The sequence below is a fragment of the Polynucleobacter sp. QLW-P1DATA-2 genome, assembly GCF_001870365.1.
Taxonomy (GTDB): Bacteria; Pseudomonadota; Gammaproteobacteria; order Burkholderiales; family Burkholderiaceae; genus Polynucleobacter.
In genome coordinates, this window is sequence record NZ_LZMQ01000003.1 from 416,804 (window position 1) to 437,860 (window position 21,057).

The 21,057-nt window shown below is 45.9% G+C and carries 20 protein-coding genes, 2 tRNA genes, 1 pseudogene and 1 riboswitch; of the genes and pseudogenes, 7 read left to right on the forward strand and 16 right to left on the reverse strand.

The window, feature by feature from the left end:
• Positions 1-69 precede the first annotated feature (69 nt).
• Positions 70-145 (reverse strand) — tRNA-Asn (locus A9236_RS04685).
• A gap of 21 nt (positions 146-166) precedes the next feature.
• On the opposite strand from A9236_RS04685, the gene thiD reads away from it, so the two are divergent.
• Positions 167-1,048, forward strand: coding sequence for a bifunctional hydroxymethylpyrimidine kinase/phosphomethylpyrimidine kinase (gene thiD / locus A9236_RS04690; RefSeq protein ID WP_071465721.1), 882 nt, complete (start codon positions 167-169; stop codon positions 1,046-1,048).
• Positions 1,049-1,148: 100 nt separating this feature from the next.
• Complete coding sequence (locus A9236_RS04695; protein ID WP_071465722.1) at positions 1,149-1,490, forward strand: hypothetical protein; 342 nt, start codon at positions 1,149-1,151, stop codon at positions 1,488-1,490.
• A gap of 83 nt (positions 1,491-1,573) precedes the next feature.
• On the opposite strand, the gene thiE is transcribed toward A9236_RS04695, so the two are convergent.
• From thiE to A9236_RS04740, 10 genes and pseudogenes are all read right to left on the reverse strand, one after another.
• Positions 1,574-2,500, reverse strand: coding sequence for a thiamine phosphate synthase (gene thiE / locus A9236_RS04700; protein WP_071465723.1), 927 nt, complete (start codon positions 2,498-2,500; stop codon positions 1,574-1,576).
• 31 nt (positions 2,501-2,531) lie between these two features.
• Positions 2,532-3,350, reverse strand: a complete 819-nt coding sequence (locus A9236_RS04705; protein ID WP_071465724.1) for a thiazole synthase — start codon at positions 3,348-3,350, stop codon at positions 2,532-2,534.
• Positions 3,351-3,367: 17 nt separating this feature from the next.
• A complete protein-coding gene (thiS, locus tag A9236_RS04710; RefSeq protein WP_071465725.1) occupies positions 3,368-3,565 on the reverse strand; it encodes a sulfur carrier protein ThiS in 198 nt (65 codons plus the stop codon).
• Positions 3,556-4,710 (reverse strand): FAD-dependent oxidoreductase, encoded by a 1,155-nt coding sequence (locus A9236_RS04715; RefSeq protein WP_071465726.1) that lies wholly within the window; start codon positions 4,708-4,710, stop codon positions 3,556-3,558. The genes thiS and A9236_RS04715 overlap by 10 nt, the downstream gene beginning before the upstream one ends.
• A 9-nt stretch (positions 4,711-4,719) precedes the next feature.
• Positions 4,720-6,664: pseudogene (gene thiC / locus A9236_RS04720) on the reverse strand (phosphomethylpyrimidine synthase ThiC).
• A gap of 31 nt (positions 6,665-6,695) precedes the next feature.
• Positions 6,696-6,804: riboswitch (TPP riboswitch) on the reverse strand.
• 77 nt (positions 6,805-6,881) lie between these two features.
• A complete protein-coding gene (locus tag A9236_RS04725; protein ID WP_236638697.1) occupies positions 6,882-7,742 on the reverse strand; it encodes an NUDIX hydrolase family protein in 861 nt (286 codons plus the stop codon).
• A gap of 191 nt (positions 7,743-7,933) precedes the next feature.
• Positions 7,934-8,008, reverse strand: a tRNA-Arg gene (locus tag A9236_RS04730).
• Between the two features lie 48 nt (positions 8,009-8,056).
• On the reverse strand, positions 8,057-8,203 hold the full coding sequence (locus A9236_RS11055) for a hypothetical protein (protein ID WP_161485605.1): 147 nt from the start codon (positions 8,201-8,203) through the stop codon (positions 8,057-8,059).
• Positions 8,196-9,428, reverse strand: a complete 1,233-nt coding sequence (locus A9236_RS04735) for an MFS transporter (RefSeq protein ID WP_071465729.1) — start codon at positions 9,426-9,428, stop codon at positions 8,196-8,198. Before A9236_RS04735 ends, A9236_RS11055 begins: the two co-directional genes overlap by 8 nt.
• A complete protein-coding gene (locus tag A9236_RS04740; RefSeq protein ID WP_071465730.1) occupies positions 9,428-10,648 on the reverse strand; it encodes a CaiB/BaiF CoA-transferase family protein in 1,221 nt (406 codons plus the stop codon). Before A9236_RS04740 ends, A9236_RS04735 begins: the two co-directional genes overlap by 1 nt.
• 79 nt (positions 10,649-10,727) lie before the next feature.
• Between A9236_RS04740 and A9236_RS04745 the strand changes: the two genes are divergently transcribed.
• Positions 10,728-12,716 (forward strand): DNA topoisomerase IV subunit B, encoded by a 1,989-nt coding sequence (locus A9236_RS04745; RefSeq protein WP_071465731.1) that lies wholly within the window; start codon positions 10,728-10,730, stop codon positions 12,714-12,716.
• Positions 12,717-12,886: 170 nt separating this feature from the next.
• Positions 12,887-15,181 carry a DNA topoisomerase IV subunit A gene (gene parC, locus A9236_RS04750; RefSeq protein WP_071465953.1) on the forward strand — a complete coding sequence of 765 codons (2,295 nt, stop codon included), beginning with the start codon at positions 12,887-12,889 and terminating at the stop codon, positions 15,179-15,181.
• Here parC and A9236_RS04755 read toward each other — a convergent pair whose 3' ends face one another.
• On the reverse strand, positions 15,182-16,141 hold the full coding sequence (locus tag A9236_RS04755; RefSeq protein WP_071465732.1) for an XdhC family protein: 960 nt from the start codon (positions 16,139-16,141) through the stop codon (positions 15,182-15,184).
• 51 nt (positions 16,142-16,192) lie between these two features.
• On the opposite strand from A9236_RS04755, the gene A9236_RS04760 reads away from it, so the two are divergent.
• Positions 16,193-16,837, forward strand: a complete 645-nt coding sequence (locus tag A9236_RS04760) for an NTP transferase domain-containing protein (protein ID WP_143070580.1) — start codon at positions 16,193-16,195, stop codon at positions 16,835-16,837.
• Positions 16,838-16,845: 8 nt separating this feature from the next.
• Here the strand turns inward: A9236_RS04760 and A9236_RS04765 are convergent, their stop codons facing one another.
• The 3 genes from A9236_RS04765 to A9236_RS04775 are packed head-to-tail and all read right to left on the reverse strand — an operon-like array spanning position 16,846 to position 19,421.
• Positions 16,846-17,301 carry a RidA family protein gene (locus tag A9236_RS04765; protein ID WP_071465733.1) on the reverse strand — a complete coding sequence of 152 codons (456 nt, stop codon included), beginning with the start codon at positions 17,299-17,301 and terminating at the stop codon, positions 16,846-16,848.
• Between the two features lie 52 nt (positions 17,302-17,353).
• Entirely contained in the window at positions 17,354-18,529 is a 1,176-nt protein-coding gene (locus A9236_RS04770; protein WP_071465734.1) for a VWA domain-containing protein, read from the reverse strand.
• Between the two features lie 22 nt (positions 18,530-18,551).
• Complete coding sequence (locus A9236_RS04775) at positions 18,552-19,421, reverse strand: MoxR family ATPase (RefSeq protein WP_071465735.1); 870 nt, start codon at positions 19,419-19,421, stop codon at positions 18,552-18,554.
• A gap of 173 nt (positions 19,422-19,594) precedes the next feature.
• On the opposite strand from A9236_RS04775, the gene A9236_RS04780 reads away from it, so the two are divergent.
• The gene (locus tag A9236_RS04780; protein ID WP_236638701.1) at positions 19,595-19,960 is read left to right on the forward strand and encodes a cytochrome c; all 366 of its coding nucleotides are present in this window, start codon (positions 19,595-19,597) and stop codon (positions 19,958-19,960) included.
• A 13-nt stretch (positions 19,961-19,973) separates the two neighbouring features.
• Positions 19,974-20,327, forward strand: a complete 354-nt coding sequence (locus tag A9236_RS04785; protein ID WP_071465736.1) for a cytochrome c — start codon at positions 19,974-19,976, stop codon at positions 20,325-20,327.
• Positions 20,328-20,401: 74 nt separating this feature from the next.
• On the opposite strand, the gene A9236_RS04790 is transcribed toward A9236_RS04785, so the two are convergent.
• Positions 20,402-21,040, reverse strand: a complete 639-nt coding sequence (locus A9236_RS04790; protein ID WP_071465737.1) for a GntR family transcriptional regulator — start codon at positions 21,038-21,040, stop codon at positions 20,402-20,404.
• Between the last annotated feature and the right edge of the window lie 17 nt (positions 21,041-21,057).

A 21,057-nucleotide genomic window follows, 5' to 3' on the forward strand; every position in this document is an offset into this window, starting at 1 on the left:
TCTGGGTGGCCGTTCGGCACTTGAGATGCTGGAATGAAAAAACCACCTAAAAAGGTGGTTTTTCGTATTTGGCTCCTCGACCTGGGCTCGAACCAGGGACCTACGGATTAACAGTCCGGCGCTCTACCGACTGAGCTATCGAGGAATAAGCCGATATTATAGCAAGATGCAATCACTCCTTCCCACTTCTGTGCAGATCCCCAAAGTACTGACTATTGCTGGCTCTGATAGTGGCGGTGGGGCTGGGCTTCAGGCTGATCTCAAGGTGATCACAGCACTTGGGGCTTATGGAATGTCTGTGATTACGGCAATCACCGCCCAAAATACCTTGGGCGTCACACGCATTCAAGATATTGATCTTGATGTGGTTGAGGCTCAAATTGATGCCGTTTTGTTGGATATTGGCGCGGATATCGTCAAGATTGGCATGTTAGCGAGTCCAGAAATAGTTCGCGTTGTCGCTAAATCATTGCGTAAGCACGGCGTCAAGAGAATCGTTTTGGATCCAGTGCTACGCGCGACTTCTGGCGCAAGTTTGGGTGGCGACGACACTGCACAAGCCATGATCACAGGGCTATTTCCAATAGCAACACTCATCACGCCAAATATGGACGAGTCATCTTTATTGCTTGGTCGAGATATTGCAGGTCCAAACGATTTCAAACTGGCAGCACAAGAATTGCTTGATATGGGTCCTCAGGCTGTACTGATTAAAGGCGGCCATTTAGATTCCACGCATACCCAAATTACCGACTACCTCATGTGGCGCACGATTGAAGATGGCCTAGAAGTTGTCCAAACAAAAGAATTCAAACACTATCGCGTTAAAACTATCAATACTCATGGCACAGGCTGTTCACTCGCCTCAGCAATTGCCGTCTATCTAGCAGGTGGCCACGATCTATCGCATGCTGTTGCTAAGGCGATCGCTTATGTTGAGGCTGGGCTTGAGGCTGGACGGTTCTTGAGTATTGGTGAGGGCCCTGGACCTCTATGGCATATGCATGACTTTTACCCGACTGCCTTAACAAAGGAAGAGGATATTTAAACCTATCCGCAACACTTTTATCAATTTTTATAAAAATTAGATATAAAAGTTACTTTCGATATTACTCGTCTAATAGCCGTAAGGAGAATAGGATTAGAGGATGTCCCAAATCCTTTCTAATTACATCCATTTTTCTAAGTCAGCTCAAAGAGTAAGCAAGCGCTATAAGATCAATGATTGCAAGGAGCTGTTAGTTCTCGAGGCGGTATTTGGTGCTTACCTTGATAAAGTCGAATTTGCAGTGCTAGATCTCATTTTGCTCAATGAAATTGCCTCGCAAGCTACCCTTCATTCAATTATGAAGGGTTTAATCTCAAAGAAGATGATTAAGACTGAAGTCTGTAAGAGGGATGCAAGACGCAAATTTGTGTTGCCTACAAAACATGGCCTGACTTGGCTTAAAGATACTGCTGAGTTATTGCACGGCTTTCAAGGAAAGTAGTTAGCCAGATTCCTATCAATCCTGCGTGCCATAAAGATGACATGATTTGCCGTCAGCAGGCAAATTGATCATCGTCCCAAAGACTAAGCCTGCATTAAATCTTGTAAGTGCCTTACTGCTAGCTTTGGGTCCTTAGCTTGTGTAATTGCCCGTACTACCGCAATCGAACCAACACCACTTTTGGCTACCGCATGAATGCTATCTTGATCAATCCCACCGATAGCAACCAGAGGGTAGTGGCCCATCAATTTCGCATATTGATAAAGTCTTCCTAGGCCCTGAGGTGCGGTAGGCATTTTTTTGAGGTTAGTGGGAAAGACTGCGCCCATCGCAATATAGCTAGGGCAAAAACGATCGGCATAAGCAAGCTCTGCATATCCATGTGTGCTTAAACCAAGACGTAAGCCTGCTTCCCTAATCTTTTCTAAATTAGCAGTCTCCATATCTTCTTGACCCAGATGGACGCCATAAGCTTCTGCATCAATCGCTTCTTCCCAATAGTCATTGATAAAAAGCAAAGTATTGCTGCCTTCGACCGCCTTTACAGACTCTTTTATCTGTTTGCGAATTTTGTATCGATCTTCAGACTTAAAGCGTAATTGCACTGTCGGAATTTCAGCTTCAACCATCCGCTTCACCCAATCGGCGTCCGGCATAACACCATACAAACCAAGGCGTTTAGGACACTCCTTAAAAGCATTGGGGTTCATATTACGAGTCCACGGCAGTAGATCGAATTGCTCTGGTCTATTTGGCCATTTAAAGGGATTAAAGCCGCCATCATACAGAGTCATGCGAGACCACGCTTTGCCTAAAACCTTGGCATCGGATTCAATAAAGCCCATCTCGATTGCTGCTAAAGCGCCAGCAAGTTCGTAATGATCGGCAGCCGCTTCATTATCAATTCGAGGGGGAGGTGAGCTGATTGAAAAGGATGGAATCGCAATGCAAAGATCATCATTGCGATGGGCGGCAATAATTTGGTCGGCAAGATCACGTATCAGGCTCATATAGCTCTATCTAAACACACATTCGCACAACTTAGGCTTGATGCCAAAAAGGAGTACCCACGAGGGGTGTACTCGCTTGCGCAGATTCTTGGGGTTTCATAGCCCCAGATAAGTAGGCGGTACGACCAGCATCGACTGCCATAGCAAAAGAGTTGGCCATAGCAACTGGATCATTTGATAGGGCGACGGCGGTATTGAGTAATACAGCATCAAAACCCCATTCCATTACAGTGCAGGCATGGGAAGGTAGGCCAAGCCCGGCATCCACAATCAAGGGCACCTTGATGCGGTCTCGTAACAACTTCATGGCATATGGGTTGAGGGGACCTTGGCCAGTGCCAATTGGAGCAGCCCATGGCATGATTGCCTGGCAGCCAACATCTACTAAACGTTGGCACAAGATTAGATCTTCCGTGCAATACGGTAGTACTTTAAAACCCTCTTTAATCAAGGACTCTGCCGTTTGGACTAGACGCAAAGTGTCGGGCTGTAAAGTGTAATCATCGCCAATCAGTTCCAACTTAATCCAGTCACTCTCAAAGACTTCACGTGCCATCTGTGCTGTAGTAATCACTTCTTGAGGGCTGTGGCAACCAGCAGTGTTTGGCAACACAGGCACTGCCATCTTCTTCAGGAGATCCCAGAAGCCACTGTGTGCCTCAGTTGTGCTAGATCCCTGGCGACGCAAGCTGACCGTGATCATCGCTGGATTAGATGCATTAACAGCATTTTCCAATACTTGCGGTGATGGATAGCGAGAGGTTCCTAATAGCAAACGACTAGCAAAGCTCTCGCCATAGAGAACTAGTGCATCTGCGCTATTGAGATTATTTGGTAACGGTGCAGTCATAAGTAAATTAGTCAAAATCAGCCGCCGGTTACTGGGGCTATCACTTCAATTTGATCATTCTCATTTAATGCAAATTGTTCGTATTGAGTTTTGGGTACAAAGTTCAAATTAACAGCTACAGCAAAAGGTGGCTTTGCATTGATCAAAGAAAGCGCATCTGAAATCATGCTTTGATTTGGCAGTTCATATTCAACCTGATTAACAATTACGCGCATAGACTTGCCTCGTGATTGTTGGTGGTTCCAAGATTGCTAGTGATGCTTAGCCCTAATTCCAGGGCGGTATTGCTTTGGCCGAACTCTAAAACCTCTAGGGTGGAATCCAGAATCGCTGGTGAAATCATAAAACCATGGCGATATAGACCGTTGACCATAATCAAATCCGATAAACCTTTATCTTTTTGGATGCGTATTTCGGGTAGATTATTTTTGAGAGTGGGGCGGCACTGGGTTGCCATCTCCAAAATGCGAGCCTCTGCAAATCCGCTGTGTACGGTATAGACGGCACTGAGCAATTCCATTGCAGAGCGCAGACTCATCTCAGAAAGATCATCTGACTCGATTTCAGTTGCACCCACGACATAGATGTCGTTCTCCTTGGGGGCAATGTAGATCGGATAGCGAGGATGAATTAAGCGTGTAGGTCTACGGAGCTTCACTTCTGGAGCATATAAACGCACAACCTCGCCGCGCACTCCCCGTAGCTTATTGGAAGTAGACAACCAAGCCTCCTTCGCACCATTACCCCGGCAGTCAATCACGCTCTGATAAGGGCCATTCTTGCGCAATTGTTCTGGCTCTGCTGCAGTATTCCAATGGCAATTGACTTTTAGGGTAATTAACTCATGGAGCAGTGCATCGAGTAGCTGACGATTATCGAGCTGACCTTCATTTGGTAAATACAAAGCCTGCATGAAGCGATCGGCAACCCCTGGTTCAATTTGTGCTAAATCAGAAGCCTTCAGTTTTATTGGAGCAGTTAGCTGAGGGTTATGGTGACAATTCTTTTCCAAGTGATTGGTAAAACGTTCAGCCTCACTCGCATCTTGTCTGTGCCACAAAATGAGAGTGCCATCTTGCTGAAAAAAAACAGGCTTGGATAGGGTGCTAATTAAATCTTTCCAACGAGGCAAACTATGGATGCCCATTCGCACTACAGAGTCTTCGGTGATCGCAGACTCTGCTAGGGGCGCAAGCATAGCAGCGGCGATACGTGCAGCAGCACCGCTGGCAGCAGAATCGCCTTTATCAAATAAATCAACCTGAGCCCCACGCTGAGCAAGTGCTACCGCCAGGAGACGGCCCATTAGGCCGGCACCGACGATCGCGTATTTACTGTGCGTGAAGACGGGTTGATTCATTGCTATTGCTTATTGATAGATCTCGCTACCGCGTTTACGGAACTCAGCAGACATTTCTTCCATGCCTTTCGTTGCATCAGCAACCTCAGTAATCGGAATCACTTTCTTGCCATCTTTTGGATTACCGTCAGCATCTAAGGTTGCAGCATAGTCTCGCACTTCTTGAGTGATTTTCATGGAGCAGAACTTGGGACCACACATTGAGCAGAAGTGGGCAATCTTGGCACCTTCTGCTGGCAACGTTGCATCATGATATTCACGAGCACGCTCAGGATCTAAGCCCAAATTGAACTGATCTTCCCAGCGGAACTCAAAGCGAGCCTTAGAGAGCGCATTATCCCGTACCTGAGCACCAGGCAAACCTTTAGCCAAGTCAGCACCATGAGCGGCGATCTTGTAAGTGATGATTCCTTCGCGAACATCTTCTTTATCTGGTAAGCCTAAATGCTCTTTGGGTGTCACATAGCAAAGCATCGCAGTGCCGTACCAACCAATTTGAGCTGCACCAATACCGCTGGTGATGTGGTCATAGCCCGGCGCAATATCCGTAATCAAAGGTCCAAGTGTGTAGAAGGGTGCTTCTAAGCAATGCTTGAGCTCTTCAGTCATGTTTTCTTCAATGCGCTGCATTGGAACGTGGCCAGGCCCTTCGATCATGACCTGCACATCATGCTTCCAAGCTTTGGCGGTGAGTTCACCGAGTGTGTGGAGTTCGCCAAATTGCGCTGCATCATTAGAGTCAGCAATGCAACCGGGACGCAAACCGTCACCTAAGCTAAAAGAAACGTCATACGCCTTCATGATTTCACAAATCTCATCAAACTTGGTGTAGAGGAAGTTTTCTTTATGATGAGCTAAGCACCATTTAGCCATGATTGAGCCGCCACGTGACACGATACCGGTAATGCGATCTGCCGTCAGCGGTACGTAACGTAGCAATACGCCAGCATGAATAGTGAAGTAATCAACACCTTGCTCGGCCTGCTCAACCAGGGTATCGCGGAACATTTCCCATGTGAGATCTTCTGCAACGCCACCAGTTTTATCGAGTGCTTGATAAATTGGAACGGTACCAATGGGAACTGGTGAATTACGGATAATCCATTCACGAGTTTCATGAATATGTTTGCCTGTGGAAAGATCCATGATAGTGTCGGCACCCCAACGAATGGACCAAACCATTTTCTCTACCTCTTCATTGATTGAAGAAGTCACAGCAGAATTTCCGAGGTTGCCATTAATCTTCACGCGGAAGTTACGGCCAATAATCATCGGCTCAAGCTCAGGGTGATTAATGTTTGCTGGAATAATTGCGCGGCCAGCGGCAATTTCAGAGCGCACGAATTCACCAGTAACGATGTCAGGAAGATTGGCGCCATAGCCTTTGCCTGGATGCTGCTTGAGTAATTGCTTGTAAGCAGGATCTTTACGCAGCTGCTCTAAACCCATTGATTCACGCAAAGCCACGTATTCCATTTCAGGCGTAACGATGCCTTTGCGAGCGTAGTACATTTGACTGACGTTGTTGCCTGCCCTTTGCAACTCGTGGTGCGCTAATATGCGCAAAACGTAAACTCTGGGTAGCTTCATCTTGAGAGCGAGCAACGCCATACTCAGAACTTGGACCAGAGAGTTGCTCAGTGTCATTGCGCTCTTTAATCCACTCTTCACGTAATCTTGGTAAACCTTTTTCAAGATTGATCACGATTTCTGGATCGCTGTATGGACCAGAGGTGTCATAAACAGGAACGGGGGGATTAGCAACTAACTCTTCACCAACGCGTGTTGGTAATTGTTCAATCATCCGAATCGGCGCTTTGATATCTGCGCGAGAACCTTGTAAGTAAGTTTTTGTCGATGCTGGATAAGCGAACTTTTGTCCGAAGTCGCGTTCCAAGCTTTTTAAACTTGGAATTTCATGTTTGGTTTTTTGGTTATCTTTACTCACGTCCATCTCCTAGCTGTTTTAGATGGACGAAACCGGGTGTCGGTCTGATGTAACTCCCCACGCCAGCATTACCTGGATCGGGTTCTAGGGTCTTTCTCAGCGCCTCTAAGCAAACTCTGCCTTTAAGGGCACCCCTGTTTCATCCTTAAGTTAGATTTAACCACGAATTAGGGCTACTAAGTATGATGAACGTCAATTTCTGCTCCGGAAGCACCAGCAAACCTTATCTATTGCGGCGCAATAGGAAATCTGCGGTTACAAAAGCGGCATCACTCGTAAATTCATCGGCAAGGATTCGGGCGGCAGCTTCTGCATAAGAAACTTCAATAAAACCACTCACTTCCCCATCATGATTTGTGGGGATGAAGTTGTCTGATAACTCCAAGTCGTAGACATAAAGCTGCTCATCATGAAATCCACGCCCGGAAATAGGGCGACGCATATGGATGCGACCAATTGGTTCAATTTCATCAGCGATTTGTGGAGGCACTCCAGCTTCTTCCCAAAGCTCGCGTTTTGCGCAGACCCAGGGAGTTTCGTCGGCAGCGATACCACCAGCAGCGATGTTATCCAATCTTCCGGGATCGGTTGCCTTATTTTCACTTCTTCGACCCAACCATATTGTTTTTTGTTTGGTGTAGCCATTGATATGCGTAGCCATGCTGCGAAATCCAAAGGTGCGAAACGCGGCACGCTCCAAGTGAAAGGATTTATGCCCGTGTTGATCTACCCATGCAAAGTCTTCATTCCGCCAGCCGGGAATAAAGCCGCCTAAGCGCATGCGATTTGCTAGTTGATGAAGACTTACCGAGACATCTTTTGGTCGACCCATTTGAATGATCAAGCGATCATTTCCCATCGATACCAGTGCGATAGGTTCCTTAACTAATGATTCTTGTAGGTATGGAATGAAATCAGGATTAAGGTGACCAATCATTTCTTGATCAGTACCGCCACGCAACAAATAGATGGGCATGTAATCGGCGGGAGCCGAACGCGCTGTATTTTGGAGCATCTCCTCAAGGGCGGCGATAGTACTGGTAGATAGAGCTGTCATTTGGGCAAGTGTAAGGGAACTTCGCATAAGGTGCAGCCTCTTGTCAATGATCTAAAGCACAAGGTTTCGACCCAATATTCATATGCGCTTGCAAAAAAATAGATAAGCTGGGACTGCTAATTATTTAAGCAGGCCAGGTCGCTCTATACAAATCTGTGACTTACGAAAACTTTTGTATATTTATCCACAATCCCTGTGGATAAGTTTATTTTGTTTACTGGTCCCGCCGACAGGAATCGAACCTGTATCCCACGCTTAGGAGGCATGTGCACTATCCATTGTGCTACGGCGAGTAAGAACTTTTTTAAAAGTATGCTAGGTAAGTTTGTGACACCAATAAATTACCACCCACATAAAGCCCAGACTTGATTGGTAACGGCCATCATCATATCGGGTGCGTAATAGGCGGAAAACACAAACAATAAAGCAAATAAAGCAAAGCCGTAAAAAATAAGCTTCCAAAATCCAAGCTTGCGATGCTTAAGCATTGACTGCTCGGTGAATAGCACGTTCTTGTACGGGTAGGTTCACTAAAAACGCAAACATGCCTAGTGCAATAGCAATTTGCCAAACAATCAGGTACGAGCCTGTTCGATCAAATAAATAGCCGCCTAAAAATGCGCCACAAAAACTACCAAGCTGATGCGAGAAGAAAACCAAACCAGAAAGCATCGTGAGATATTTCACACCAAAAATTTGGGCCACGATGCCATTAGTTAATGGAATGGTCGATAACCACAAGAAGCCCATGACCGCTGCAAAAATATAAGTGGATGTTGGACTCAATGGCAGCAATACAAAAGCAGCGATGGCGATAGAGCGGCCTAGGTAAATGCTAGATAAAAGATAGCGTTTCGGAAAGCGTTGCCCTAGGATGCCGGCGCTATAGGTGCCAAAGATATTAAAGAGTCCAATCAAGGCCAATGCCGTGGTAGCAACAACAGGGGCTCCTACTGATGGATAGATCGATGAAAGGTCTTTCAGATAGGGGGCTAAATGTACTGCAATAAACACTACCTGAAATCCACAAACAAAATACCCCAAGGTTAGCAAACGAAAGCTTGGATTATTAATGGCTTCTTTAAGTGCCTCTTTGATGGTTTGATCACCAAGGCTGTGTTGGTGAACAAAATTTTTCTCACGCAACATGAATGCCGTTGGAATCATTAAGCTGGCCATAAGGCCGAGCATTAACAATGCATCTTGTGCGCCAAATGCACTTAATAATCCTTGCTCCGCTGGAATCATGAGGAACTGTCCAAACGAGCCTGCAGCAGCAGCAATGCCCATCGCCCAAACCCGCTTATCTGCAGGAACGTTACGCCCTAAGATTCCGTAAACCACGCTATACGTAGTGGCAGTTTGTGCAAGACCGATGAATAAGCCGCCAGCAATGGTGAAATTAAGGGCATCTGTGGAGATGGCCATGCCAGCTAAACCCAGTGCGTATAAAAAACCACCAGCAATCATGATCTTGAATGCGCCATAACGATCTGCAAGGGCACCAGTAATGGGTTGTACAGCGCCCCAGATGAGGTTTTGTAATGCAATCGTCAGGGCAAAGGTTTCACGACCCCAGCCGTTGGCCATGGTGATTGGCAAATTGAACAAGCCAAAACCATGGCGTATACCCATGGATAAGGTCACCATTAAGCCACCATAAATCAACACTTCCTTCATTGTTAGGGAGGCCTTTGATTGAGCTTGGCTCATTAGATAATTCCCTTTTGACGCAAGTCCGCAATCGCTTGGTCGCTTAACTGTAATTGCTCATGAAGCACTTCATTGGTGTGTTGTCCTAGCGTGGGTGGCGCCATACGGACTTCAGTAGGCGTCTTAGAAAGTTTCATCGGGCTAGCAACCAGTTTCATATTGCCGGTGCTTGGGTGAGGTACATTAATTTGTACATTTCTGGCAAGCACTTGCTCATTTTCAAAAACTTCTTTGAAGTTATTGATAGGGCCGCAGGGGACATTTGCCTGCTCTAAAAGTGCAATCCATTCACCTTTAGTCTTCTTGCGAGTCATCACCTCTAAAAGTGGAATGAGTTTTTTGCGATTCTGCACGCGCAAAGGATTGGTCAAAAATAATGGGTTATCAGCCAAGTGAGCTTCACCACCAGCAGTAACAAAGTGTCGATATTGGCCATCATTGCCTGCTGCCACAATCATCCAGCCATCCGATGTGGGGAAAGTTTGGTAAGGAACAATGATCGGTGAGGCATTTCCCCAGCGCCCTGGAATTTCTCCAGAACTGAGGTAAGCGCTTGATACATTAGCCATGACAGCGATCTGTGTATCAAGTAAAGACATATCGATGTATTGGCCCTCGCCAGTATGGTCGCGATGGACTACCGCGGCTAGGATGGCTGTAGAGGCATACATCCCAGTGAAAATATCGGCGATTGCAACCCCTGATTTTTGTGGGCTAGCACCCTCAAACTCATCGGCTTCGCCAGTCACACTCATGAAGCCACCCATGCCTTGAATGATGAAGTCATAGCCTGGGCGATGAGCATAGGGACCAGTTTGCCCAAATCCAGTAATGGAGCAGTAGATCAAATCTGCTTTCACCTTTTTTAAGCTTTCGTAATCCAAGCCGTATTTAGCAAGATCACCAACTTTGTAGTTTTCAATGACTACATCGGATTGAGCCGCCAATTGGCGAATAATCTCTTGACCTTCGGGTTTGCTGATATCAACAGTAATGGAGCGCTTATTGCGATTGATGCAAATAAAATAGGCAGTTTCTTCCGTATCCTTGCCATTCGCATCCTTAACGAAGGGAGGGCCCCAATGGCGGGTATCGTCCCCAGCGCCTGGACGCTCGACTTTAATAACATCAGCACCCAAATCCGCTAGGTTTTGAGCGCACCAAGGACCTGCCAGCACGCGGCTGAGGTCTAAAACGCGAATATGACTTAAGGCTCCCATGCCCTAATTTTGGCATGGATGACAGGGGATTTCCTGAAAAGTTCCGCCTTGGCCTCAGACATGACTACAATTTGCGCGCATGGCTACCCGTAAAACTTCTGAATACAGCGAATCGTCGATTCAGGTCCTAAAAGGACTGGAACCAGTCCGTCAACGGCCTGGTATGTACACCCGCACTGATAATCCCTTACATATCATCCAAGAAGTCTTGGACAACGCTTCTGATGAAGCATTGGGCGGTTTTGGTAAGCAAATTATTGTGACTTTGCATACTGATGGCAGCGTGAGCGTTGAGGATGATGGACGCGGTATTCCGGTGGGTATGCATCCAACTGAGAAATTGCCTGTAGTGGAGATTGTGTTTACGCAACTTCATGCTGGTGGCAAATTTGAAAAGGGTACCGGTGGTGCCTATGCATTCTCAGGCGGTTTGCATGGTGTGGGCGTTTCAGTTACCAATGCACTTTCTAAGCGACTGGAAGTAACAGTCTGGCGTGAAGGACAGGTTTCAACTTTAACCTTTGCTGATGGCAAGGTAATTGAAAAGCTGAAATCGAAACCGTCTTTAAAAGAAGATAAGTCCCATGGTACCCGTGTAAGGGCATGGCCAGACGGTAAATATTTTGATAGCTCAGCCATTCCGATGGCCGATCTCATTCGTCTTCTACGCTCCAAAGCAGTTTTGCTGCCTGGCGTCAAAGTAACACTCATCCAGGAGAAATCAGGCGATAGTCAAACTTGGCAATATGCACAAGGCTTACGTGGCTACCTGAACGAGGCTATCGCCCAGGCAGGACATGGTCCAGAAGTGATTCCACCATTTGAGGGCGAGCAATACGCTACAGGCACTGGCGAAGATGATTCCTTTGCTGAAGGCGAAGGTGCTGCATGGGTAGTGAGTTGGACCGAAGACGGCGCCCCAGTGCGTGAGAGTTATGTGAACTTGATTCCGACTCCTGCTGGCGGTACTCACGAAAGCGGATTACGTGAAGGACTATTTAATGCTGTAAAAGGCTTTATTGAGATGCATGCATTGCAACCCAAAGGCGTGAAGCTGATGCCTGAAGACGTATTTGCGCGGGCCTCTTTTATTTTGTCAGCCAAAGTATTGGACCCTCAGTTCCAGGGACAGATTAAAGAGCGTTTAAATTCACGTGATGCCGTACGTTTAGTTTCTGGCTATGCAAAATCTGCGCTGGAACTTTGGCTGAACCAGCATGTTGATTACGGTCGCAAATTAGCTGATTTAGTGATTAAGCAGGCACAAGCAAGAACACGCGCTGGGCAAAAAGTTGAGAAGAAAAAATCTTCTGGTGTTGCAGTTTTGCCTGGTAAGTTGACTGATTGCGAGAGTGAAGATATCGCTCAGAATGAAATTTTCTTGGTGGAGGGTGATTCTGCTGGTGGCTCGGCCAAAATGGGTCGCAACAAGGAGTATCAGGCGATTTTGCCCCTACGCGGCAAGGTCTTAAATACCTGGGAAGCGGAGCGCGACCGCTTATTTGCCAACAATGAAGTGCATGATATTGCGGTAGCAATTGGGGTTGATCCTCATGGGGCTAATGACAATCCAGATTTATCTAATCTTCGCTACGGCAAGGTTTGCATCTTGTCAGATGCAGACGTGGATGGCGCACATATTCAAGTATTACTCCTCACACTGTTTTATAAGCATTTCCCTAAACTGATTGAGTTGGGGCATGTCCATATTTCTAGACCACCATTGTTTAGAGTTGATGCTCCTGCGCGTGGTAAAAAACCAGCACAAAAAATTTACGCCTTGGATGCAAATGAATTGCAAGCAATTGAGGATAAGTTGCGTAAAGATGGTGTTAAAGAAACCGCTTGGCAAATCTCTCGATTTAAAGGCTTGGGAGAGATGAGTGCAGAGCAGCTCTGGGATACAACCCTAAATCCAGATACACGTCGTTTACTACCAGTGACGCTTGGTACTTGGACTGAAGATGAAACATTTAAAACCATGGACATGTTGATGGGTAAATCAGAGTCTGGCGCTCGTCGTGATTGGTTAGAAGAGCGCGGCAATGAAGTTGAGGCGGATATCTAATGGCTAGTAAAAAGACACCCGGTAATAAAACCGCTGCTGAGCAAGCAGATTTATTTGCATCTCCAGTCGATGAGATCGAAATTGTTGAGGTAGAAGAGGCGCCTGCCCAAGCCAAACAGGGCTCTTCAATCTCCCCCCAAGGTCCAAATGATCCCCACGATCCTAAGACGATGGATTTGAACGAAGACGACAAGGATAGCTTGACCCTCGCTGTTTATGCAGAGCGCGCTTATCTAGATTACGCCATCAGCGTAGTGAAGGGGCGTGCATTGCCTGAAGTGGCTGATGGTCAAAAACCAGTTCAACGCCGAATTTTGTATTCCATGAGTGAGATGGGTTTACGTGCAGACGCTAAACCAGTAAAAAGTGCTCGTGTTGTTGGCGACGTTTTAGGTAAATTTCATCCCCATGGCGACCAATCCGCCTATGACGCCTTGGTACGCTTGGCACAAAGCTTCTCACTGCGCTACCCCTTAATTGACGGTCAAGGAAACTTCGGTTCCCGTGATGGTGATGGTGCAGCTGCAATGCGTTATACCGAAGCACGCTTAACAAAGATCGCTGGATTACTTCTCAGCGAAATTGATGAGGGTACGGTCGATTTTGCTCCGAACTATGATGGCTCATTTCAAGAGCCAAAGTTATTGCCGGCCCGCTTGCCCTTTGTGCTGCTCAACGGCGCTTCAGGTATTGCTGTCGGAATGGCTACCGAGATTCCTTCACATAACTTGCGTGAAGTAGCTTCTGCTGCAATCGCTTTGATGAAATCACCAAAGCTATCCACCGCAGATTTACTGGAAATCATGCCTGGTCCTGACTATCCGGGTGGTGGCCAAATTATTTCCTCTTCAGCGGAAATTGCCCAAATTTATGAAACAGGACGTGGTAGCGTCAAAGTCCGTGCCCGTTGGTCTGTAGAGGAATTAGCACGTGGTCAATGGCAAATTGTTGTCAATGAACTGCCACCAGCAACTTCATCACAACGGGTTTTACAAGAGATCGAAGAGATCACCAATCCTAAGGTAAGAGTTGGTAAGAAGACCTTAACCCCGGAGCAAAATAATCTCAAATCGACTATCTTGAACGTGCTCGATGGTGTACGAGATGAATCCAGTAAGGATGCTGCTGTGCGGTTGGTGTTTGAGCCAAAGAGCAAGAACATTGATGTCAATGAGTTTGTAAATCTCTTGTTAGCTCATACTTCGCTTGAGTCAAATGCCCCAATGAATTTGGTGATGATTGGCAATGATGGTCGTCCGCGTCAAAAGGGCTTAAAGGAAATTATTTCTGAGTGGGTTGAGTTCAGAGTTGCTACGGTGACACGTCGTACCCAGTTCCGCCTCGGTAAAGTAAAAGACCGGATGCATATTTTGGAGGGGCGTTTAACCGTTCTTCTCAATATTGATAAGGTAATTAAGATTATTCGCAATAGCGATGAGCCCAAAGTCGATTTGATCAAAGAGTTCAAGCTCACAGATCGTCAGGCTGAAGACATTCTGGACATTCGCTTGCGCCAATTGGCTCGTTTAGAAGGTATCAAGATTGAGCAAGAGCTTAAATCGCTCCAGACGGAGCGCGATGATCTTGAAGGCTTACTGCAAAGTGACGCTGTTTTACGTAAACGCATCATTAAAGAAATTGAATCCGACATCAAGGATTTTGGCGATGATCGTCGCACCTTGATTCAGGAAGATAAGCGTGCTGTTGCAGAAACTAAAGTCATTGATGAACCAGTAACTGTCATCGTTTCACAAAAGGGTTGGGTACGTGTTCGCCAAGCTCATGAGCACGATGCAACCCAATTTAGCTTCAAAGCGGGTGATGCGATGTATGCAACCTTTGAGGTTCGCACCGTTGACGTTATTCAGGGCTTTGGTAGTGATGGACGTGTTTATACGGTACCTGTCAGCGAGCTACCTGGCGCCCGCGGTGATGGCTCACCATTAACTAGCTTTGTCAATTTAGCTGCTGGATCGCAAATGGTGGCCTATTACGCTGGTCAACCAGATGATCTGGTCTTGCTTTCTACTAAAGCAGGTTATGGCTTCTTAGCGAATGTATCGGACATGAGCACTCGCAATAAAGCTGGTAAATCGTTTATCAGTGTTGATGCAAAACATCCTGGTGATGCACCTTTAGGTGCAAGCAAGGTACAGCTTGGTATGAAGCAAGTAGCTTGTCTGTCTGAGGCCTCTAAGTTACTTGTTTTCCCATTAGATGAGCTTAAGCGTTTGCCTACTGGCGGCAAAGGCGTGATTTTAATGGGCTTAGATGAGAAAGAGTCCTTAGCCTCCGCTATCGCTGTAGGGCCTAATGGCGCCACCTATTCAGGGGCGGGTCGCGCAGGGAAGCCAACTGAATTGAGTTTGGATGCAAAAACATTGAAGTCATTTGCGGGTAATCGAGCACGCAAAGGCCACTTTGTAGAGCCACGCCTAAAAGACGGCAAGCTCAAAGCAAGCTAATTAGATTTTCTTTGCTACAGCAACACCATATTTAACGGCAATCACTTCCGCCAGAATCGATACTGCGATTTCTGGTGGAGTGAGTGCGCCAATAGAGAGGCCAACTGGGCCATATAGTTTTTCCACTTCGTCTCTGCTGACATCAAACTCTAGTAGTCGTTCTTTGCGCTTTTGAGTATTTTTTCGGCTCCCCAGGGCGCCAACATAAAAGGCGGAAGACTTTAGTGCCTCCATGAGGGCCATATCATCCAACTTCGGATCATGTGTGAGGGCTACCACCGCTGTATGAGGATCAACGCCAATCTCAAGTAATACGTCATCAGGCATGCCTTTAATGAAGGTCACATCTGTACGGTTTAGTCCTTCTGCATACTCTTCACGTGGATCGATCACGATCACTTCAAAGTCGGAGGCCAGGGCAAAGTCGGCGGTATATAAAGAAAGTTGACCTGCGCCGATGATGACCATGCGCCAACGTGGGCCATAAGTTGTTTGCATCTCGGTATCTGAGCATGAAAACTCGTCATTGCGATTACCTGCTCTTAAAGTCGATTTGCCATTCGCAATGGTGACGGTGCGCCTCATCACTTGATGAGAGCTAATAGAGTCCAGTAATTTTTCCAGAATGGCTAATTCTGGCTTGGGCTCTACCAGCAAACGCAAAGTTCCGCCACAGGGAAGGCCGAACCGAGCTGCTTCTTCTTGGCTCACACCATAAACCACCATCTCAGGATTACGTCGAGTCAGAATTTCAGTTTGTACGCGATTGATTAGGTCGTCCTCAACACACCCGCCAGATACGGATCCCGCTACTTGACCATCTTGACGGATTGCAAGCCATGAACCAATGGGGCGAGGAGCTGAGCCCCAAGTTTGTACTACGGTAGCAATGGCTACTTGATGGCCGGATTTAAGCCAGCTCACTGCGGATTTGAGGACGCTGAGGTCGGTGCTATTCATGCTAAGTCTTTTATTTGTTCTCTTTTGAATTTCTTATTTATTATCACCTTAATGAGCAATATAGGTGCATCCCCGAAATTAGATCTTCGTCTAGCCATCATTCTTTTAGCGGCAGGCGAGGGAAGTCGTATGGGGTCTATACCCAAAGCCCTGCTAAAAAAGGATGGAAAAACGCTCTTAGAGAACTTTTTTTCTGAAGTAAGAGATTTAAATCCGATTGAGTTAGTGGTGGTGACTGGTTTTCATAATCAGGCTATTGATGCTGAGTTAGCCAAAAAAAGCACGCTGTTAAGTCAGTCAATACGTGTGATTCACAATCCAAATCCAGATAGAGGTCAAGGATCCTCGGTGCGACTTGGTCTTGAGTCATTGCAAAGTCACTTTGATGTTTTAGCAGTATGTCTTTGCGATCAACCGAATATTCGTTCTAGAGAGCTCATGCTTTTACTTGAGCGCTTTACTAATCGAAAGACCGACCATGAAATGGTCATGCCTCAAGTGGGTGGGCAGCGTGGCAATCCGGTCTTGTTCTCAAGAAATGTAGTTGAGACAATACTATCGAAGCCAGAGATGACGTGTCGTACGTTTATGGATCAAAATCCCAACTTGATCGATATTTTTGAGACAACGCATGATGCATTTATTCTGGATGTTGATACAGAGATGGACATCCAGAAACTTGGGATAAGCAAATAATTAATGGCTTAAATCTCAGCAATCAATTCGATTTCTACACACGCTCCCAAAGGGATCTGAGCTACACCAAAGGCACTACGAGCATGTTTTCCAGCATCACCAAAGACCTCAAATAACAATTCAGAGCAACCGTTCACTACAAGGTGTTGTTCTGTGTACTCGTTAGTAGAGTTCACCAGTCCCATCACTTTGACAATGCGCTTTACTTTATCCAAAGAGCCTAAATGATTTTGTAGTGTTGAGAGCAAATCAATCGCGATAGCGCGCGCAGCTGCTTTACCAGTGTCGGTATCCATATCCTTGCCGAGCTTTCCCACCCAGGGCTTACCATCACGTTTAGCAATGTGGCCTGACAAAAAAACGGTTTTACCAGTAGTTGCCGCCATGACATAGGCTGCTGCAGGAGGTCCAGGCGGTGGTAAATCAATGCCAAGGGTTTTAAGGCGCTCGCTAATATTGCTCATAGTGTTATTTCAATCAATGGAAAAATGTAAATATCAGAATCTTACTGGCAAATTATTTCGATAGTTGACGCATGGCACTCTCAAGACCACTTAGGGTCACAGGATACATACGGTCTTTCATGAGGTTTTTCATAATGTCGATAGATTGACGGTATTCCCAAATAGACTCTGGCTCTGGATTGAGCCATGCAAAATGAGGAAAGTGGTCTAGCAGTCGATTTATCCAAACAGCACCAGCTTCCTGGTTGTTATATTCAACTGAGCCATTGGGGCTCAGAATTTCATAGGGTGACATCGTGGCATCCCCTACGAAGATCAGTTTGTAGTCGGGACCATATTTATGAATGATGTCTTGAGTTGCAGTTACCTGATCTCTACGGCGACGATTGCTTTGCCATAAATTCTCGTACACGCAGTTATGGAAATAGTAAGACTCAAGATGTTTAAATTCTGCCTTGGCAGCGGAGAACAATTCGCCAATCTGCTTGATATGGTCATCCATCGATCCACCAACATCCATTAGAAGCAGAACTTTGACTTGATTATGACGTTCAGGTCGCATCTTGATATCTAGCATTCCTGCATTGGCGGCAGTAGAGTGAATTGTTTTATCTAAATCAAGCTCTAAAACAGATCCTTCTCGCGCAAAGCGACGTAAACGACGTAAGGCTACTTTGATATTGCGCGTGCCTAGGGCAAGATCGCTGTCGTAATCTTTAAATTCTCGCGCTTCCCAGACTTTAATGGCGGTTCGATTGCCGGCGCTTTCACCGCCAATCCGAATTCCTTCAGGGTGATAGCCGCTATGGCCAAATGCTGAGGAGCCTCCAGCACCAATCCATTTATTCCCACCCCCATGCCATTCTTTTTGCTCTTTTAACAGCGCTTCAAGACGTTTCTGAAGTGCTTCTGGGCCACCCAGTTTTTGGAGTGCTGCTTTTTCTTCATCCGTTAGTACTCGCTGTAATTTCTTTTCTAGCCAGTCCATTGGAATGTCGGGAGAGAGGGCAATGACTTTTTCTACGCCATTAAAGTAGCTACCAAACACCTGATCAAAGCGATCAAAGTGTTGCTCATCTTTAACTAAGGTCATTCGGGAGAGTTGATAAAACTCATCTATGGAGGGATTGATTACCCCAGACTTTAATGCTTCTAAGAGCGTTAAAAACTCCCTCACCGAAACAGGCACTTTGGCCCCTTTCAGATTCAGGAAAAATGGAATTAACATCGAGTGCGCTTAGGAGTCTGTATTAGCGGTGATTGCGATTCATCATCACTAAGCGCTCAAACAAATGGATATCCTGCTCATTTTTTAGTAGAGCACCATGCAATGGTGGAACCACAATCTTTTCATCTTGGCTATAAAGCGCCTCTGGGGGAATATCCTCTGCGAGCAATAGCTTGAGCCAGTCTATTAATTCAGAAGTAGAGGGCTTCTTCTTGATCCCTGGCAGAGAGCGTATTTGATAAAAAGCTTTCAGCGCAGCTTCCAATAGATCTTGTTTGATGTTGGGATGATGAACATCAACGATGCTTTGCATCGTATTGGCATCGGGAAAGGTGATGTAATGAAAGAAGCAACGACGCAAAAAGGCATCCGGCAATTCTTTTTCATTATTGGAGGTGATGATCACGAGGGGACGATGCTTTGCCTTAATTAACTCACGAGTTTCGTAGACATAAAACTCCATCCGGTCAATTTCACGTAAGAGGTCATTTGGAAACTCGATATCTGCTTTATCGATCTCATCAATTAGTAGGACAGTGGGCTCATCCGCTTCAAAGGCTTGCCATAAGACGCCTTTGACAATGTAGTTGCGAATATCTTTGACTTTTTCATCACCAAGCTGGGAGTCACGTAAGCGACTCACCGCATCGTATTCATACAAACCTTGTTGTGCTTTGGTAGTGGATTTAATGTGCCACTGCAAAAGGGGCATTTGGAGAGCTGCAGCCACCTCTTCAGCCAACATCGTTTTGCCTGTTCCTGGCTCCCCTTTAATGAGTAGTGGCCGCTGGAGTGCAATGGCAGCATTAACAGCCAGTTTTAAGTCATCTGTAGCGACATAACTTTGACTGCCGTCAAAGCGGCTTGAAGGATTGGGTGAAGGTCTTGTCATTTAGAGGCAATCAAAAGATCAATTAATGGATGTTCAAGTATAGGTAAATAGCCCCTATTTTTCAGTATTTCTGCTGTTTTTGGGGTCCGGAATCGGCAAACAATGGTTAAGAGAGCAGCTCTCCGCTATACTCTCCGTGATTGATTTAAATCAAACTTATTAAACTGATTTCTATGAAAAAACTCTCAATTATTTCTAAATTGCTCATCTGCGCCGGTTTGGTGTTTGCTGGATTTGCCGCACAGGCTGACGAGGTTAAAGGTAGTGCTGCTGCCGGAAATGGCAAAGTTTGGCTTTGTACTGGTTGCCACTCCATTCCTGACTACCGTGCTGACTATCCCTTGGTTTATCGAGTTCCGATGCTAGGCGGCCAAAATGCTGCTTACATTGCTACAGCCTTGGCTGAATATAAAAAAGGCGAAAGAAAGCATCCTACGATGCGTTCTATTGCTGCTAGCCTTTCTGACCAAGATATGGCAGACATCGGCGAATACTATGCTGCGCAAACTGCCAGCTCACCTAGCAACCCATTGAAGTGATAGAGGCACGTTTATGAAATTTGCACTAGTTACAGCAGTTTTACTCTCAAGCATTGGACTCGTTAACGTGGCCAGTGCATCCAGCGTTGATAAAGGTCAGGCATTGGTTGAAAAGGCCAATTGCGTAGCCTGTCATGGTGCTGGTTTAAATGCACCCATCATGCCCGTGTACCCTAAATTAGCCGGTCAATATCCTGATTACATCTACTACGCCTTAAAGGCATACAAAGTAGGTGACGGTAATGCTAAATATGGCCGCAACAATGCCGTAATGGGCGCTCAAGTTCAAGCATTCTCAGATGCGGACTTACACGATATCGCAGCTTATGTTGCTTCCTTGCCGGGAAACTTTGTTGTCAAGAAATAATTTCGGTTTAGTAGTACATAATATAAAGGCTTAGAAGATTCTTCTAAGCCTTTATTATTTATAGAGTTTTTATTTTAGCGAAGTGCTTCAAGCCCTCTAGCTAGATGGTTTCGCATAGCCTTTTCAGCTGCCACTTGATCTCGTTTTAATAGGGCATTCAGAATTCCACGATGCTCGATAAGAGAATTTTGTAGTCTTCCAGTACTGGTTAGGGAATCCCTGCGATGCAGTTTTAGTACTTTTCGCAAATCGGCAATAACGCCATTCATCCATCGATTTCCAGCAATTTCTTGTATTAATTCATGAAATTTGCCATTAATTTCAAAGAATTGCTCTATATCTCTATCTGCCGCTGCTTTTTCAAGGCGGTGATGCCAATAGTCGAGCTGGTTTAACTCTTCCTCGGTGGCTTTAGTCGCTGTTTCCCTGGCTGCTTCACCTTCAAGCAGGGAGAGGATTGTAAAAATCTGCTCCAAATCTTTTCTGGCTACTTCAGTTACATATGCACCGCGGCGCATTTTGATCGTTACTAGACCTTCTGATGCCAATACTTTGATTGCTTCACGCATGGGTGTGCGACTAATCCCGAATTGTTCAGCCAGGCCTTGTTCATCTAGCCAACTTCCAGGAGCTATTTGCTTGTTAAATATCTGCTCACGAAGTCGATCGGCTACATCTTCATAAAGTGGACGATTATTCAGTTTTGTATTCATAATTATGAATACATGAT